The sequence below is a fragment of the Serratia sp. BNK-10 genome, assembly GCF_047456065.1.
Classification (GTDB): Bacteria; Pseudomonadota; Gammaproteobacteria; order Enterobacterales; family Enterobacteriaceae; genus Serratia; species Serratia ureilytica.
In genome coordinates this window covers 1,417,993-1,433,934 of sequence record NZ_CP179894.1, presented here as the reverse complement: position 1 = coordinate 1,433,934, position 15,942 = coordinate 1,417,993, and the positions used below count along the sequence as shown (strand labels likewise).

At 56.9% G+C, this 15,942-nt stretch carries 16 protein-coding genes; 6 read left to right on the top strand and 10 right to left on the bottom strand.

Going from position 1 to position 15,942, the window contains the following annotated elements:
- Window positions 1–5: 5 nt before the first annotated feature.
- From potG to ACMGG9_RS06920, 5 genes are all read right to left on the bottom strand, one after another.
- Complete coding sequence (potG, locus tag ACMGG9_RS06940) at window positions 6–1,139, bottom strand: putrescine ABC transporter ATP-binding subunit PotG (protein ID WP_004938650.1); 1,134 nt, start codon at window positions 1,137–1,139, stop codon at window positions 6–8.
- Between the two features lie 120 nt (window positions 1,140–1,259).
- The gene (potF, locus tag ACMGG9_RS06935; protein WP_033650647.1) at window positions 1,260–2,369 is read right to left on the bottom strand and encodes a spermidine/putrescine ABC transporter substrate-binding protein PotF; all 1,110 of its coding nucleotides are present in this window, start codon (window positions 2,367–2,369) and stop codon (window positions 1,260–1,262) included.
- Between the two features lie 406 nt (window positions 2,370–2,775).
- Complete coding sequence (locus tag ACMGG9_RS06930) at window positions 2,776–3,255, bottom strand: YbjN domain-containing protein (RefSeq protein WP_004938666.1); 480 nt, start codon at window positions 3,253–3,255, stop codon at window positions 2,776–2,778.
- A 136-nt stretch (window positions 3,256–3,391) separates the two neighbouring features.
- Window positions 3,392–4,294 (bottom strand): 30S ribosomal protein S6--L-glutamate ligase, encoded by a 903-nt coding sequence (gene rimK / locus ACMGG9_RS06925; protein ID WP_414162001.1) that lies wholly within the window; start codon window positions 4,292–4,294, stop codon window positions 3,392–3,394.
- Window positions 4,295–4,350: 56 nt separating this feature from the next.
- On the bottom strand, window positions 4,351–4,665 hold the full coding sequence (locus ACMGG9_RS06920) for a YbjC family protein (protein ID WP_089194498.1): 315 nt from the start codon (window positions 4,663–4,665) through the stop codon (window positions 4,351–4,353).
- Window positions 4,666–4,895: 230 nt separating this feature from the next.
- On the opposite strand from ACMGG9_RS06920, the gene ACMGG9_RS06915 reads away from it, so the two are divergent.
- On the top strand, window positions 4,896–5,159 hold the full coding sequence (locus tag ACMGG9_RS06915) for a GrxA family glutaredoxin (protein WP_004938676.1): 264 nt from the start codon (window positions 4,896–4,898) through the stop codon (window positions 5,157–5,159).
- Between the two features lie 39 nt (window positions 5,160–5,198).
- Here the strand turns inward: ACMGG9_RS06915 and ACMGG9_RS06910 are convergent, their stop codons facing one another.
- On the bottom strand, window positions 5,199–5,588 hold the full coding sequence (locus tag ACMGG9_RS06910; RefSeq protein WP_033642521.1) for an inner membrane protein YbjM: 390 nt from the start codon (window positions 5,586–5,588) through the stop codon (window positions 5,199–5,201).
- Window positions 5,589–5,882: 294 nt separating this feature from the next.
- Between ACMGG9_RS06910 and ACMGG9_RS06905 the strand changes: the two genes are divergently transcribed.
- Window positions 5,883–7,571: an aspartate:alanine antiporter gene (locus ACMGG9_RS06905; protein ID WP_004938680.1), complete on the top strand. Its 1,689-nt coding sequence runs from the start codon at window positions 5,883–5,885 to the stop codon at window positions 7,569–7,571.
- A gap of 433 nt (window positions 7,572–8,004) precedes the next feature.
- Here the strand turns inward: ACMGG9_RS06905 and ACMGG9_RS06900 are convergent, their stop codons facing one another.
- The 3 genes from ACMGG9_RS06900 to eco all read right to left on the bottom strand — a co-directional run bounded on the left by ACMGG9_RS06900 (window position 8,005) and on the right by eco (window position 11,184).
- Window positions 8,005–8,778, bottom strand: a complete 774-nt coding sequence (locus ACMGG9_RS06900; RefSeq protein ID WP_147880287.1) for an ankyrin repeat domain-containing protein — start codon at window positions 8,776–8,778, stop codon at window positions 8,005–8,007.
- On the bottom strand, window positions 8,775–10,256 hold the full coding sequence (locus ACMGG9_RS06895; RefSeq protein ID WP_414162000.1) for a phospholipase: 1,482 nt from the start codon (window positions 10,254–10,256) through the stop codon (window positions 8,775–8,777). Before ACMGG9_RS06895 ends, ACMGG9_RS06900 begins: the two co-directional genes overlap by 4 nt.
- A 415-nt stretch (window positions 10,257–10,671) precedes the next feature.
- Window positions 10,672–11,184: a serine protease inhibitor ecotin gene (gene eco / locus ACMGG9_RS06890; RefSeq protein ID WP_033642514.1), complete on the bottom strand. Its 513-nt coding sequence runs from the start codon at window positions 11,182–11,184 to the stop codon at window positions 10,672–10,674.
- A 291-nt stretch (window positions 11,185–11,475) separates the two neighbouring features.
- Between eco and ACMGG9_RS06885 the strand changes: the two genes are divergently transcribed.
- Together ACMGG9_RS06885 and ybjG are read left to right on the top strand one after the other, a co-directional pair.
- Entirely contained in the window at window positions 11,476–12,210 is a 735-nt protein-coding gene (locus ACMGG9_RS06885) for a phosphatase PAP2 family protein (RefSeq protein ID WP_197793182.1), read from the top strand.
- A gap of 5 nt (window positions 12,211–12,215) precedes the next feature.
- Complete coding sequence (gene ybjG, locus ACMGG9_RS06880; RefSeq protein WP_033642512.1) at window positions 12,216–12,821, top strand: undecaprenyl-diphosphate phosphatase; 606 nt, start codon at window positions 12,216–12,218, stop codon at window positions 12,819–12,821.
- Between the two features lie 39 nt (window positions 12,822–12,860).
- Here ybjG and ACMGG9_RS06875 read toward each other — a convergent pair whose 3' ends face one another.
- A complete protein-coding gene (locus ACMGG9_RS06875; protein ID WP_033642511.1) occupies window positions 12,861–13,694 on the bottom strand; it encodes a hypothetical protein in 834 nt (277 codons plus the stop codon).
- A 217-nt stretch (window positions 13,695–13,911) separates the two neighbouring features.
- Between ACMGG9_RS06875 and deoC the strand changes: the two genes are divergently transcribed.
- Window positions 13,912–14,592, top strand: coding sequence for a deoxyribose-phosphate aldolase (deoC, locus tag ACMGG9_RS06870; protein WP_033642510.1), 681 nt, complete (start codon window positions 13,912–13,914; stop codon window positions 14,590–14,592).
- Between the two features lie 153 nt (window positions 14,593–14,745).
- Window positions 14,746–15,510 carry a DNA-binding transcriptional repressor DeoR gene (gene deoR / locus ACMGG9_RS06865; protein ID WP_042784074.1) on the top strand — a complete coding sequence of 255 codons (765 nt, stop codon included), beginning with the start codon at window positions 14,746–14,748 and terminating at the stop codon, window positions 15,508–15,510.
- The last annotated feature ends 432 nt before the right edge of the window (window positions 15,511–15,942 follow it).

Here is a 15,942-nt window from a genome sequence, read left to right as displayed (position 1 = left end):
ATCCACTACACCGTCAACACGACGCAGCTGTCGGTTTCCCAACATAGACGCACTTCATCGCCCCAGGTGGGCATCCCCTTGCGGAAACGATGGCCGTTTTGCAGCTGGGCGCTGATGATCTGCCCGCTGTGCAGCTTCACGTGGTAGATGGACAGATCGCCCAGATAGGAAATGTGCGCCACTTCCCCCACCGCGAAGTTGCAGCCGTCTTCCGGCACTTGTTCGCACAGCAGGATCTTTTCCGGCCGCAGCGCGACCTGGATCGGCACGCCGTCCACCACCGAGGCGTCCGGATCCACTTTGATCGCATGGCGCAGCCCCGGGCTTTGCAGGATCAGCGCATCGTCGTGGCGCTCTTGCAGCACGCAGTCGAAGACGTTGACCGAACCGATAAATTCGGCGCTGAAGCGGCTGTTCGGATGCTCGTAGATCTCTTCCGGCTCGCCGATCTGCACGAACTTGCCGCGGTTCATGATGGCGATGCGCCCCGCCATGGTCATCGCTTCTTCCTGATCGTGCGTCACCATCACGCAGGTCACGCCGACGCGCTCGAGAATGTCGGTCACTTCCAGCTGCATGCGGTCGCGCAACTTCTTGTCCAGCGCGCCCATGGGTTCATCCAGCAGCAGCAGCTTCGGCCGCTTGGCCAGGCTGCGCGCCAGCGCCACCCTCTGCCGTTGGCCGCCGGAAAGCTGGTGCGGTTTGCGCTTGGCATACTCCTGCATGTGCACCAGCGCCAGCATTTCCGCCACCCGTTCGGCGATCTCCGCCCGCGGCATTTTGTCCTGCTTAAGGCCAAACGCGATGTTCTGCTCCACGGTCATGTGCGGGAACAGCGCGTACGACTGAAACATCATATTGATCGGCCGCTGGTACGGCGGCACATGCGACATATCCTGCCCGTCGAGCACGATCTGCCCTTCCGTCGGCTGTTCAAAACCGGCCAGCATGCGCAGTAAGGTGGACTTGCCGCAGCCGGACGGGCCAAGCAGCGCAAAGATCTCACCCTTATAGATGGTGAGGCTGACGTCTTCGACCGCATTCTGCCCGTCGAAGGTTTTGGTGAGGTTACGGATTTCCAGCAGAGGGGTGAAAACCTTCTGCGACTTGGCTTGAGGACGAGGGATGGCGTCGTTCAATCGGGGTGCTCTCCGGCGTAAAGCGGCACAAAACCACGGCGAGCGCCGTGGCCCAAAACGGCAATGCAGGCGGGGAACACCCGCCTGCCGGTTTACCGACGATGGGGGGCTCCCCCATCATCACTTCCCGCTTTTAACTTTAGTCCATGCGCGGGTAATGACACGGTCCAGCTTCGGCGACTGCACGTTGAGCGTGAACAGCTTGGCGCGCAAATCGGCCGGCGGATAGACGTTCGGGTTATCGCGCACTTCGGCGTTCACCAGCGGCGTGGAATCTTTCACCGCATTGGCGTAGTAAATGTGGTTACTGATGTCCGCCATCACGTCCGGCTTGAGCAGGAAGTTCAGGAACTGGTAGGCGGCGTCCTTGCTTTTGGCGTCCGCCGGCATGGCGAACATGTCAAAGTAGGTCAGCGCCCCCTCTTTCGGGATCGCATAGGCCACATTCACGCCGTTCTTCGCCTCTTTGGCGCGGTTGGCCGCCTGCATCACGTCGCCAGACCAACCGATCGCCACGCAGATGTCACCGTTCGCCAGATCGTTGATGTACTGAGAAGAGTGGAAATAGCGGATGTTCGGTCGCAGCTTCAGCAGCAGATCGTTGGCCGCGCCGGTGTAGTCCGCCGCGTTGGTGCTGTTGGGATCTTTGCCCAGATAATGCAGCACGGTGGCGTAGACCTCGCTCGGCGCATCGAGGAAGGAGACGCCGCAGCTCTTGAGCTTCTCCAGGTTTTCCGGCTTGAAGATCAGATCCCAGCTGTTGACCGGCGCGTCTTTGCCCAGTACCGCCTTCACCTTGTCGACGTTATAGCCGATGCCGGTGGTCACCATCATGTAAGGGATGCCGTATTTGTTGTCTTTGTCGTTATGCGCCACCAGCTTCAGCATCTCGGGATCGAGATTTTTGTAGTTGGGGATCTTGCTCTTGTCGAGCGGCTCGAAAATGCCGGCCTGCGACTGACGCTCGAGGAAGTTGGATGAAGGGACTACCAAATCGTAACCGGTGCTGCCCGCCATCAGTTTGCCTTCCAACACTTCGTTGGAGTCAAAGACGTCGTACACCACTTTGATACCGGTTTCTTTCTGGAATTTGGCCAGGGTATCCGGCGCGATATAGTCGGACCAGTTATACACGTGCAGCGTTTTCTCTTCGGCTGACGCCGTGACGGACGCGGCCATCAACAGACCGGCAACCACACCCGATAACCACTTTTTACGTTGGGTGACCATCCGTAACTTCCTCCAAAACAGGGTAAATCATAGAATTGAACTTGTATCTGCAGCGATACAAAACCTTTCCTGATTGAGCGCAATCGTTGCAACCGCGAAATGAATGGCTATGCATATGATTGCATGCGCCTTTTTGCACTGCCCTGCTCGCGTGGTTACAAGGGAAATCGCAAGCCCTTTGCAGAATCAGCAGCATAGCCGCTGCCATCGCAACCCGCCAGCCCCCAGGGTAAAAAACGCCATTTATCGATTTTTTATGCAATTTTTCTCTATGTGATACGGCATTAACGGCGTAAAAGCCGAGAAAGATCGGGCGACAGAGGCCAAAGTGCAGAATATTTAATTGCGGAGGGGAATCACGGCAGCATGCCGCCGGAGCGACGGCATGCTTAAGGTACAGCGAGGATCAGTGCAGCATCGGCTGACGCACGGCGCCAGCGGGGATCTCTTCTTCGTCCCCCATAAACAGCAGATCGTTCGCCCGCGCCTCGAGGATCACCATCGAGACCTGCTCTTCGCCCTGCTGCATGAAGTGGGTGAACTGCTCGTAGGTGATGCCGACCGCCACGCTCAGCGACTGGCAGACGATCAGCTTCGGCAGGTTGTCGTCCTGAATGTCGACAAAGGCCTTGATGGTCAGCGAGCTGGCGTTGATCTGGCTCAGATCCGCCACCAGCGGGATCAGCGCGGTCGGCTTCACCTCGGCCAGCGCGGAGAACAGAATGACGTTGTCCACCAGATCTATCTTGGCGTCGAACACGCCGTCGAAGTTCTGCATGTGCGGCAGGTGCAGCGCCTGGCAGGAATCGCACTCAAAGAAAGAAATGCCCGACTGATCCAGCCAGCGCCGCAACAGCGCCAAATCGGGGACAATGAGTGAATCCATAATAACCAGCCTCACAATATTCAAAACGCGAAAAGGCGCATAGCTTACGGAATATTCACCCGATACGCCACGATCAATGCGGCTTAATTCACTAATTAAGATATTGCTCGGCGGGAAAAGCGCAACGCGCGTACCGTCAGCCGCCCGATTTCAGGCGGAACCCCGGCCGGCCGCGCTGCTCGACGTATTCGATCATCATGCCGGCAATGTCCAGCCCGGTAGTGGTTTCCACCCCTTCCAGCCCCGGTGAGGCGTTGACCTCCATCACCAGCGGGCCGCGCTCGGCGCGCAGGATATCCACCCCGGCGACGTCCAGCCCCAGCGTGTTCGCCGCTTTGACCGCAACCGCCCGCTCCCTGGCGGTGATGGTCACTTTGCGGGCGCTGCCGCCACGGTGCAGGTTGGAACGAAACTCGCCGGGCTTCGCCTGCCGCTCGATGGCGGCCACCACCCGGCCGCCCACCACCAGGCAGCGCACGTCGCGGCCCTGCGCTTCGCGCACGTATTCCTGCACCAGAATATGGGCGTTCAGGCCGCGAAAGGCGTCGATCACGCTTTCCGCCGCCTGGCGAGTTTCCGCCAGCACCACCCCGATGCCCTGCGTGCCTTCCACCAGCTTGACCACCAGCGGCGCGCCGCCGACCAGTTCGATCAGATCGCCGGTATCGTCCGGTGAATGGGCGAAACCGGTGATCGGCAGATCGATACCCTGCCGGGCCAACAGTTGCAGCGAACGCAGCTTGTCGCGGGCGCGGGTAATGGCCACGGATTCGTTGAGCGGGTAGCTGCCGAGCAGCTCGAATTGGCGCAGCACCGCGGTGCCGTAAAAGGTGATGGCGGAACCGATGCGCGGGATCACCGCGTCATAACGCTCCAACTGACGGCCGCGATAGTGAATGGTCGGCGCCGCCGGGTTGATGTTCATATAACAGGAAAGCGGATCGATGATATCGATGCTGTGCCCGCGATCTTCCGCCGCTTCACGCAGCCGTTTGCACGAATAGAGCGATCCGTCGCGAGAAAGAATGGCAATTTTCACTCGTCACCCCAAAAAGGCCAACGCCTGCCCCGCAGGCGGGTTAGCGGCCGCGGCGCTCAGGCGCGCGGATCGCTGTCCTGATGATTTTTCGATGCGTCCGCATCTTGCGGCTTGCGGCTATCGTTTTCCGGCGGCAGGCCGCCGCGCATCAGCGGCCCGAAACCCTGCACCACGCGCCATACCAGAAACGCCGCCGCCGGCACCATCAGCGCCACGCCGAGGAAAATCATGCCGACCGCCGCCTGTTGCGACGCCAGCCAGCCCGGCAGCTGCAGGTGGCCGTGAATACTGAGGTAGGCCAATACCAGCATCACGATGCCCAGCCCTTCCAACACCAGCACCGGGCGCGGTAAGTCACCGAATGAACGCATATTTTTCTTCTCCAGAAGGTCTGCCCCCAGTGTAGTGAATTCCCGTCGGCGGCGACAGCCCCGGCAGACTAATTGGTTACATGAATCAGATTAACAGGTAATTCCTGCTTTTTTTTCACCGCCTCAACGGGCATAGTAGGCGCTATCTGACGCAGGTAATGACTTTTTCGGTGACGGGATGTCGTTGCGGTAGCGAACAATTTTTTGAAAATCCAATTAAGGAGCGTTGCATGTTTGCAGTAATCTTCGGGCGTCCTGGCTGTCCTTATTGTGTCCGCGCTAAAGAACTGGCGGAAAAACTGACTGAAGAACGCGACGATTTCAACTTCCGTTACGTTGATATCCACGCGGAAGGCATCACCAAGGCCGATCTGGAAAAAACCGTCGGTAAACCGGTTGAAACCGTGCCGCAGATCTTCCTGGACGAGAAGCACATCGGCGGTTGCACCGATTTCGAAGCTTACGCTAAAGAACACCTGAACCTGTTCCAGTAAGTTTTTGAACGACAAAAAAGGCGCTTAACGCGCCTTTTTTTATTGCCGCTGCCGCCGATGCAGCTGCTGGAGCGTGTGCAACAGACCGAGGGCGAACAGCATCAGCATCGCGCCGAACACGCACCAGAACACCGCGCTGGTGGCGTAAGCCAGCTCCTGCCAGAACGAATAGGACGGCGTCAGCCAGAAGTGACGGATCAGCAGGCAGAGCGGCAAGGCATAAAGCGCCCCCAGCAGCGGACACAGCAGCCGCTTGCGGCTCGACAGATAGCTGGCGATCGCGCCGGGGATCACAAACAGCAGCAGGCCGGTTTCCCCGTGGTGCTCATGATCCGTGCTGCCGAACAGGCCGGTTTGCTGGCCGAGAAACACCAGGTTGAACAACAGAAAACAGCTGAGAATGCCCAGCCAATATCGATAACTCGTCATGCGAATTCTCCCCCGCCCAATTACCGCATCAATAGAAATCAGCCCGGCCACCCGTCAGGTGACGCTGAACCGAATTTTTTCCTTGGTCAAAAGAGAGTTAAATGCGCACGGCGGCGCAGGAAATCAGCTTTCTGTGCTGGCTGTCATCGGTCATAGCGTCTAGAATGAACGCCGCCGAACGATGGTTCGCTTCGCTTTCTGCTGGTGGTGATTTATGACGTCGTTTTAAGGCTGAATTTATCTCTTATAGTTATCTATATCAAGCACTTACTGGTAAACAATAAGTTATCCTCCGTGAACATAAACGTCGCTAGTTTGTTAAACGGTAACTACATTCTGTTACTGTTCGTGGTACTCGCGCTGGGGCTGTGCCTCGGTAAACTCCGTCTGGGCTCCGTCCAACTCGGTAATTCCATTGGCGTTTTAGTGGTTTCCCTGTTGCTCGGCCAGCAACACTTCGCCATTAACACCGAGGCGCTGAATCTCGGCTTCATGCTGTTTATTTTCTGCGTCGGGGTGGAAGCCGGGCCTAACTTTTTCTCGATTTTCTTCCGCGACGGCAAAAATTACCTGATGCTGGCGCTGGTGATGGTCGGTTCGGCGATGGTGATCGCCATCGGTCTCGGCAAGCTGTTCCACTGGGACATCGGCCTGACCGCCGGCATGCTGGCCGGCTCGATGACCTCCACGCCGGTGCTGGTGGGGGCCGGCGATACGCTGCGCAACACCATCGTCAACGGCCCGGCGCTGCTGGCGGCGCAGGATCATCTGAGCCTCGGCTATGCCCTCACCTACCTGATCGGTCTGGTCAGCCTGATTTTTGGCGCGCGCTACCTGCCGAAGCTGCAGCACCAGGATCTGTCCACCTCCGCCCAGCAAATCGCTCGTGAACGCGGCCTGGACACCGACAGCCAGCGCAAGGTCTACCTGCCGGTGATCCGCGCCTACCGCGTCGGCCCCGAGCTGGTGGCCTGGGCCGACGGCAAGAATCTGCGCGAGCTGGGCATCTACCGCCAGACCGGCTGCTACATCGAACGCATCCGCCGCAACGGCATTCTGGCCAACCCGGACGGTGACGCGGTGCTGCAGGTGGGCGATGAGATTTCGCTGGTCGGCTACCCGGACGCCCACGCGCGGCTGGATCCGAGCTTCCGCAACGGTAAGGAAGTGTTTGACCGCGATCTGCTCGACATGCGCATCGTGACCGAAGAGATCGTGGTGAAGAACAGCAACGCGGTGAACAAACGCCTGAGCCAGCTGAAGCTGACCGACCACGGCTGCTTCCTCAACCGCGTGATCCGCAGCCAGATCGAAATGCCGATCGACGACAGCATCGTGCTCAACAAAGGCGACGTGCTGCAGGTGAGCGGCGACGCGCGCCGGGTGAAGAGCGTGGCGGAGAAAATTGGCTTTATCTCGATTCACAGCCAGGTGACCGATCTGCTGGCGTTCTGCGCCTTCTTCATCATCGGCCTTTTGATCGGCCAGATCACCATACAGTTCAGCAACTTCTCGTTCGGCATCGGCAACGCCGCCGGCCTGCTGATGTCCGGCATTATGCTCGGCTTCCTGCGCGCCAACCACCCGACCTTCGGCTACATTCCTCAGGGCGCGCTGAACATGGTGAAAGAGTTCGGCCTGATGGTGTTTATGGCGGGCGTAGGCCTGAGCGCCGGCGCCGGCATTGGCCACAGTCTGGGCGCGGTCGGCGGCCAGATGCTGATCGCCGGGCTGATCGTCAGCCTGGTGCCGGTGATTATCTGCTTCCTGTTCGGCGCCTACGTGCTGCGCATGAACCGCGCCCTGCTGTTCGGCGCGATTATGGGCGCCCGCACTTGCGCGCCGGCGATGGAGATCATCAGCGATACCGCGCGCAGCAACATCCCGGCGCTGGGCTACGCCGGCACCTACGCCATCGCTAACGTGCTGTTAACGCTGGCGGGTTCACTCATCGTGGTGCTATGGCCGGGCATACTCGGCTGATCGATTAGCGGGAGAGATGGATCGGCGATAAAAATATTTTGATTTTTTTGTCGCCGGGGAGAACTTTCGTTGGGGGCCGCAGTCTGAATTAGTGCCACTGCTTTTCTTTGATGTCCCCATTTTGTGGAGCCCGATAATCCCGCCTTTTAGGTTCAAGATTATCGGGTTTTTTGTTGCCTGAAGCAGCCCGCAACACCTGCTGTCGCGGCCTCGTCGTCAGGCATAAAGCATCCTATCTCTGAGCGTCGCTTACGCCAGCATCCCTATCAATGTGCAGGTTTCAACATAGAAACGCTGCTTGTGGGTTCGCCACTGTTCAAAGAGATGGCGTCACAAACGGTACTTAACAACAGCACTCTCGTCGCCACTGGCCATAACGGTACCGTCGGTCACTAATTGGATTGATCTTAGCATCCCGCCACTTCGGGTTTGCTTATTGACTGACAGGAGCCGGCGGCCATTTCCCACCACGCTTAATTAGCTCGTCTTTGATGCGCTCAAGAGACGCTTTCGCCTCGCTGCCATCCTGACTTCTATTAATCAGCCGTTGCAGTTGATTGCCCATTGTCCAACCCGAGTTGCCTCTTATATTGCTATCGGCGCCTTTTTCTAATAGAAGAATGACGTGGTCATAGGAGTGATAATCTAAAGCATCGATGAGCAGCGTATCACCCAGTGAATTTCTTATATTTATATCAGCGCCATAATCCAACATGATCTCTAATGTCTCTGTGTTTTTTGCAAAGATGCTATTGAATATAATGGGTTGATTATGAACCTTATCCTTAGCATTTGGAGAGAGTCCGCCCTCTAACATAGCCTGTATCCAGATGCCTTTATCCGCTTTCATAACAAATTCAGCGGGACTACCCGGAGTGTTAGGTTGAGGCTGTAAAGGGTCTGCTCCGGCTTTTACCAAGTCAGTGATAATTTTCAGCCTTTCAGGTGTGGTTTTGTCATAGATGGCATTGTTTATTGCCCAAAACAATAAGGTCATTTCTTCCTTAGCTGGACGATTTAAGATCTCTTTGCTTACTGATGACAATAAGTTATCCAACTGCGGCCTGTCACCATCATAAATGGCTTTGGCAATGTCCAATTGCTGACCGTCAAAATAATCCTGCGGTTGTAAATCCATACCTTGTTTGCACCCCTGCATGATGAGCGTAGACACTAGCATCGTGATAATGAGTATGATTTTTTTCATATTCGTCCCTTGATTGTGGCAATGTCATCGTCTTTCTCATTTTCAATGCATTGTATCGCCTGGTCTATACCGTGCTTATCCAGCAGTGAACCTGTTCCACCGGGAAGCGTGTGCTTTACTCCCACGGCGTCAGGCGCCAACATGGACAACCGTTCTTTCGCCATCACCGCAGGCGGATAAAATTTGAGGTCTTTGGCATCCTCCCACAAATCAACCTCCTGCAGCTTGGTCAACAGCTCCCCTTTTACGCGATACGCCTGAATATTATCGGCGCTGCCTATTATAGAGCCGCCGTATTTTTCGACGGTTCCCGCATTCAGGCCTGCTGCATTAAACGTCCAAGCCGGTTTGCCGCTGGCCATAGAGGCCGCGGACGCCATACCTCCTCCTAATGAATGACCTGCAACGTCGATATTGGATACTTTTGAAATTTTATCGCCAATACCAACCGCTTTTTTGTAGTATTCAGAATTAAGTCCTATTCCTTGAGCACCGTTGTTTTTCCAGTCACTGAGATTTTTAACGCCTGACAAGTCCCCCCTTAATAAGGCTTTTTGGGCTGCGTGGCTTATCCCCTCCGGGAATTCTGGTGCGCGCGATCCGCGGAACACCACCGTCGGGTTCATCGCCTTACCAAAGACACTCTCGTCTGGCTGATAAACTCGGGCTAAAAAATCGGGATTCATTGGTTTGTCATAAAGCATGTTACTGCTCAAACCTAGCCGACCCAGCGCCCCATCATTGTTACTGATATCCTTCCAGCCTTCAGGGATGTCTATCGTGTCCTTGAGCGGGTTAGTGGTCTTATAGACATTCTCAGCCAACTTCGCCTTTTCGACCGCGATGTTGTTCTCCGCCAGGCGCTGTGCCGCCAGGCGCGCATCCGGGTAAATGCTGCGGTTGCCTCGCCCTATCAGGTACTGGCGTTCTTGCCAGCGTTCTGCCTTGGTCATTGGGCGGATGGCCTGCACCGTGGCGGCAACGGTTGCCACTGCGGTAGCAATGGCTTGCTGCAGAGGGGGATTCCGGGTCGTATTCTGCCTCGCCGGCAGCACCGTCGGTTTTGCCCGGTGGCCATAGCGGCTGACCATTTCTTCATAGCGGGCGATCACGCGCCCGGTAGGATAAAAGGCGGGAAGAGAGCTGCCTGGGTAGCGCTGTAATCGGCCTTCCGCGTCGACGTAAAAGGCATATTTCGTCGGCGTCCAGGTGCCGATTCCCTGATCAATCGCCAGCAAGCCGCCCCGGTTGATCTCATCGAGTACGCTGCGCTTCATAGCCACGTCCTCACGATAACCGGTGACGCCAATCCCGGATTGAGTATTGCGGGTAATAGGATACCGGCTGCTTATCGATATGCCGGCTGCGCCGCCGAACAAATAGTGCCGTTCCAGCTCATGCCGCGCTGCTGTCGGGTTAAGTATCCTGGAAAAGCTTTCCGGCGCCGTGTGTTCAGAGGAGAAATGAATCAGTTTCATACGGTGCCTGCCCACTCGCAGGGTTCCGTGGTCGGCACAGGCGCACCATCATCAAGCAACTCGCCAGGTGTGCGGCTGTTACGGGGCTCGTCGAGCGTTAGCGAACGATAACGCATTGGATATCCTTATCTTCTGTGTCATTCCATTAATAGGGAATGCGCAAAATTATCACACTTCAGTAAAGATTTCTTTGCTCTATTTCTATACGCGCGCATCCTCTCCCATCCATGCAGCTGCGTGCTTCCTGTGCCCTTGTGAAGAGGTATTGACTTGCGTATTTCGTTGCCATGTCGCGCCTAAAAGCCACGTCCGAAAGCAATCAGTCGAGTGTCAAAGATGCGGGAATGATAAGGAGACAGGAAGGAGAAAGGCTCCGCCAACCGGGAATGGCCAGCGGAGCGGCGTCAGGCGGCGGTTATTTCTGCTCAGCCTGGCTTACGGTGTCTTCGGCTTTCCAGATGCGGTATTTCACTTCCGCGTCTTTCGGCGCATACACCACGATCGGCAGGCGGCTGTTGTAGCGCTGCATCGCGGCGTCGCCCAGGTTAGCGGCGATGAATTTCTTGGTCTTGGTATTGTCCGGGCAGGCCATCATGGTCGAGGCCGGTTCAGACAGCTTCTCCAGCACCAGGTAGTCGTAACCCCAGCCAGACAGGGTTTTGGTCTCCAGCGTGCCGCCAATCATATGGCGGTTGCAGTCCACTTCCAGCGTCTTGCCGATCAGCAGTTCGACCTTGTAGTTCTCTTCGTGCTCTTGCTTCGGCAGGTAGATCACCTGGCGATTCATGCCCTTCTCGGCTTTCGGGTAAGGCGCGACTTTTTCCAGCGGCTGTTTGCTCATGTCTGCGTCATCGCCAGAGGTCGCCGCCATAGCGCCAGCGGAAACGGCCATCAGCAGGCCGGAAAATACAACGGATGCCTTGTTCATGTTTTATCCCTACACTTTGTCAAATAATCCGCCTATAAACTAATACACTACCGCTAAGCCCGCCACAGGTTTAATCTTCTTTACAATAGGCGATCAATAGTGACAATCGCCTGATATAAACCGTTAACCGGAGCAATTAGCCAGCACACCCTCGGGTTAAGACGAGAAAAACAAGCGATTACCTTCGCACAAGCGGGTGTATCAGATAGGATTTTCTTGCCGGCGGACTAAGGTTTTCTTAAGACAGAATTATTACAGTGACGTCATTCAATCCTGTCACCGAGCCTGCGCGTGAATCCAGAATCGTCATTAAATCAATCCTCAACGACACCGCAAATTAAGACAACCGCCCTTTACTCCCTGTCGACATCCTTTTACCGTTGGCAGGTTTTTGGCCTGCTGATCAGCGGTCTGGCGTTTCTGTGGCTCTCCCGCAACGAACAGCTGGATTGGGCGATCAGCAACTATTGGTACGATGCCGCCAGCGGGCATTTCCCGTGGCAAAACAATTATTGGCTGGATCTGATCAATCACCGCCTGTTGAAGCAGATAGTGATCGTAGGCGCGGTGCTGACGCTGTTTTGGGGCATCTATCGCCGCAGCGCGCGCCTGATCGTGACCATGCTGCTGATTGGCATCGGCCCGCTGGTGGTGGGCATTCTCAAAGCCACCAGCGCGCACTCCTGCCCGTGGGATCTGATTGAGTACGGCGGCAAGGCGATGTCCTTCCCGCTATTCGGCGCGGTACCGGCGCTGCCGGGCCCCGGCCGCTGTTTCCCCGGCGGGCACGCCTCGAGCGGTTTCGCGGTGATGGCGTTGTTTTTCCTGTTTTATCCGCAGCGTCCACGCCTCGCCTGGTGGTGTTGGTGCGGCGGCATCGCGCTAGGCATGCTGATGGGCTTTGGTCAGATCATGCGCGGCGCACATTTTCTTACCCATAACCTGTGGGCGGGTTGGTGGGTTTGGTTAAGCCAGTTGGCTATTTATTGGACGGTTAGCGGCTATTGGCGCCGCAAGACGAGGTAACGGTTATGGAACAGTTGAACCATTTTCTTTTCGCCTGGATCAATGCGACTCCGGCGTCTCCCGAATGGATGATCGATTTCGCCACCTTTTTGGCGCGCGATCTGATCATCATCGTGCCGCTGCTGATCGTCGGTCTTTGGCTGTGGGGGCCGCAAAGCCAGCTGGTTTCGCAACGCCAGGTGGTAGCAAAAACCACTATCGCGCTGCTGTTCGCCATGCTTGCCGCTTCCGCTATCGGCGCGCTGCTGCCGCATGAGCGCCCATTCGTCGCCGGCGTCGGTTATACCTTCCTGCCACACGCGCCGGACAGCTCGTTCCCGAGCGATCACGGCACCGCCATCTTTACCTTCGCGCTGGCGTTCCTGTTCTGGCACCGCGTTTGGTCCGGCGTGCTGCTGATGATCGTCGCCGTCGGCATCGCCTGGTCACGCGTTTACCTCGGCGTGCACTGGCCGCTGGATATGGTCGGCGGTTTCCTGCTCGGCCTGGTGGGCTGTCTGTTCGCCCAACTGGTGTGGAATCTGTTCGGCGATGTCATCGCCGACAGGCTGTCGCGCCTGTATCGTTTCCTGTTCGCCTTCGCCATTCGCCGCGGTTGGGTGAAAGAGTAACCGCACAACATGACAGGGGCGTTACCGCCCCTGCTTATTTCACACCACGCCGGTGGTCACGCAGAACGCCCGCGTTTTTCCCGCTCCCAGCATCACTCCCTCACCCTCTGGCGCATTCGGGCGGCAGTTTGCCGGCTGGATAAAGGAAAGCAACTGCCGGTTGCCCTGAACGGCGATGCGCCGGAGACCATAGTTGAATTGCCCGGTGGCGAAACGCGTTACATAGCGCCGGCCTTGCGGCGCCAGCATAAAGAATTCGGCTCGGTCCACGTAGCGAGACAGATCCTCGGAACACAGCAGTTCCTGCCCGAGCGCCTCCCCCAACAGCGCCGGCGTCGGCAAGTTTTGGCGGAATACCGCGTCGGGAATGCAATCGTAGTTGAGGCGGCACACATAGCGCAGCGGCTGCGGCCGATCGGCCAGATTGGTGACTTTCATCTCAATGGCGAACTGCGCGCTCTGCGCCGCCAAACGCAGCGCCGGGCCGATGCGCCATCCCTCGCCCAACCGCTCGCCTTCGCCCTGCAACGTCAGCTCGTCGCCCGCCAGCTGCAGCCACACGCGTTGCATCTGGAGCGATGCGCCGTCGTGACTCGGCCAGGCGGGGCAGAACGCGGCGACATCATCGCGCTTTCTTCCGGCGCCCCGCCCGCTGCGGCGGCCCGATTTCAATGAGTAACCGTCAAATTCAGCATCCCAAATCGCCAGGCCCTGATACGGCAAGACCGTCAGTGCCCCGCGCCGATTCGCCAGCGTCAGCATTGGCCCGCGCTCTGCGCAGCGATGGGCGCTCACCGCGAAATCCGCATTGCGGAACAGCGCCTGCCGATGCGCCCCGAACGCGGCAGGAACCAGATCAATGTTGATTTTCATCGTTTTCCCTCGACATTTCGCCCGCGCAGGCCGCGAGCGGCCGCTGAAAATGTTATTTAAATAACAAATACACTTCCCCTAAGTTATACATATAACAGTGAGATAACTATGATCTCGTCGACATTTTTCAAATCCCGCTAGGTTTACCCGCATTGTAATGTTATTATTTTCACATTCTCTATCAACGCTCTTTTCTCAACTTCATTAAGGAACCGCGATGACCTCCGAAAACATCGATTACGCCCGCTATGTCGACCACACCCTGCTGGCCATGGACGCCACCGAAATGCAGATCGCCAAACTGTGCGAAGAAGCCCAGCAGCACAACTTCTATGCGGTGTGCGTCAACTCCGGCTACGTGCCGTTGGCAGCCCAGCTGCTGCAGGAAAGCACCGTGAAAGTCTGCTCGGTGATCGGTTTCCCGCTGGGCGCCGGCCTGACCGTCGCCAAAGCCTTTGAAGCCAAAGCGGCGATCGCCGCCGGCGCGCAAGAGATCGATATGGTGATCAACGTCGGCTGGCTGAAAAGCGGCCTGCTGGACGAAGTGAAAGCCGACATCGCCGCCGTGCGCGAGGTTTGCGCGGCGATCCCGTTGAAGGTAATATTGGAAACCTGCCTGCTCAGCGATGCGCAGATCGTCCAGGTTTGTGAAATGTGTCGCGAACTCGATGTCGCCTTCGTTAAAACCTCCACCGGCTTCAGCACCGGCGGCGCTCGGGAAGAGCACGTCAAACTGATGCGCGAGACGGTGGGCAGCGAAATGGGCGTGAAAGCTTCCGGCGCCGTGCGCGATCGCGCCACCGCCGAGAAGATGATCAAAGCCGGCGCCACGCGTATCGGCACCAGCTCCGGCGTTGCCATCGTATCCGGCGCGCAGGCGGCGGCTGGCAGCTACTGATCGTCGGCGCGCCTTGACGGGCGCAGCCAATACACAACGATGCGGGACAATACGGGCGGCCGATGCGGCCCGATATTGCCCCGCATCGTTGTGTTTAGCGCCGGAAACGGCGGCACGCTTTTTTACCTCTACTACCTGTGGGAAGACGGATCTATGGAAACGCGGCGCGAAGAACGTATCAACCGGTTAGTTCAGGCGTTAAAACGCGCTGACAAGATCCACCTGAAAGAAGCCGCCGCGCTGCTGGGGGTCTCGGAGATGACCATTCGCCGCGATCTGAGCGCCGAGCCGGCGGCGGTGGTGCTGCTCGGCGGCTATGTGGTGACCGATCCGCGCAGCAACGGCGTGACCAACTACTTCGTTTCCGATCAAAAAGCCAAACAGGTCACGGAGAAACGGCGCATCGGCCTGCTGGCGGCGCCGTTGATCAATGAAAACGACACGGTGTTTTTCGACTGCGGGACCACCACCCCGACGATCATAGACGCCATTGCCGACGAACTGACCTTCACCGCCGTGTGCCATTCGCTGAACACCTTCCTGGCCCTGCAAGACAAACCGAATTGCAAGGTGATCCTGTGCGGCGGCGAGTTCAAACCGAACAACTACATCTTTTCCAGCGTCGGCGGCCGCAATGAGCTCGATCACATCTGCCCGAACATCGCCTTTATCTCCGCCGCCGGTCTCAGCCTGCGGCACGGCGCCACCTGCTTCAACTTCGACGAGCTGGAGATGAAGCATCGCGCAATGGCGATGGCGCAGCAAAAGATCCTGGTGGCGGATCACAGCAAGTTCGGCAAAATCAAGCCGGCCTGTATCGGCCCGCTGACGCAGTTCGATCGGGTGATCACCGATCGCCAGCCGGACGCCGACTTCATGGCGTTCTTCAACGATAACGCCATCGCTACCCGCTATTGATCCCCCTTCAGCGCCGTCGGAAACGACGGCGCGCCGCTGAAATCTCTCTTTTCCCACGGCCCGCGATGAACAAATAATGCGCAATCGATACGCATTTTTCGCTTATCCTCACGCAACATCAGGTTAATAAAATGCAACAGGTCACCCGAGTGATTATTTTCTCTCTGGTCAAACCCGCCTTCGGCTGGATGAATTAACGACTATTTATGGCTTTTATATGATAAATCGCGCCAAAGACCGGGATGTTTAAATAAACGGCCGGTTAGGCTATTGCAGCAAATCTCGCCAATACCTGTTAGCTATCTGTTATTTATATGATGAATGGTTACGCATTTTTATCCGCTAACCACGTAAGTAATTTCCCTTCGTTACTAGCGGTGTTTTTCAATTAAAATCCTTTAAAAACAAATCAATACTGCTCATTTGACTTAA

Bases quoted from the DNA above. Each gene is read 5' to 3' on its own strand.
- ACMGG9_RS06915 (WP_004938676.1), top strand. From the start codon at position 4,896: ATGTTTGCAGTAATCTTCGGGCGTCCTGGCTGTCCTTATTGTGTCCGC.
- deoC (WP_033642510.1), top strand. From the start codon at position 13,912: ATGACCTCCGAAAACATCGATTACGCCCGCTATGTCGACCACACCCTG.
- ybjG (WP_033642512.1), top strand. From the start codon at position 12,216: ATGGAACAGTTGAACCATTTTCTTTTCGCCTGGATCAATGCGACTCCG.
- ACMGG9_RS06875 (WP_033642511.1), bottom strand. From the start codon at position 13,694: ATGAAAATCAACATTGATCTGGTTCCTGCCGCGTTCGGGGCGCATCGG.
- ACMGG9_RS06930 (WP_004938666.1), bottom strand. From the start codon at position 3,255: ATGGATTCACTCATTGTCCCCGATTTGGCGCTGTTGCGGCGCTGGCTG.
- potF (WP_033650647.1), bottom strand. From the start codon at position 2,369: ATGGTCACCCAACGTAAAAAGTGGTTATCGGGTGTGGTTGCCGGTCTG.
- ACMGG9_RS06910 (WP_033642521.1), bottom strand. From the start codon at position 5,588: ATGACGAGTTATCGATATTGGCTGGGCATTCTCAGCTGTTTTCTGTTG.
- eco (WP_033642514.1), bottom strand. From the start codon at position 11,184: ATGAACAAGGCATCCGTTGTATTTTCCGGCCTGCTGATGGCCGTTTCC.
- ACMGG9_RS06900 (WP_147880287.1), bottom strand. From the start codon at position 8,778: ATGAAAAAAATCATACTCATTATCACGATGCTAGTGTCTACGCTCATC.
- ACMGG9_RS06895 (WP_414162000.1), bottom strand. From the start codon at position 10,256: ATGAAACTGATTCATTTCTCCTCTGAACACACGGCGCCGGAAAGCTTT.
- ACMGG9_RS06920 (WP_089194498.1), bottom strand. From the start codon at position 4,665: ATGCGTTCATTCGGTGACTTACCGCGCCCGGTGCTGGTGTTGGAAGGG.
- deoR (WP_042784074.1), top strand. From the start codon at position 14,746: ATGGAAACGCGGCGCGAAGAACGTATCAACCGGTTAGTTCAGGCGTTA.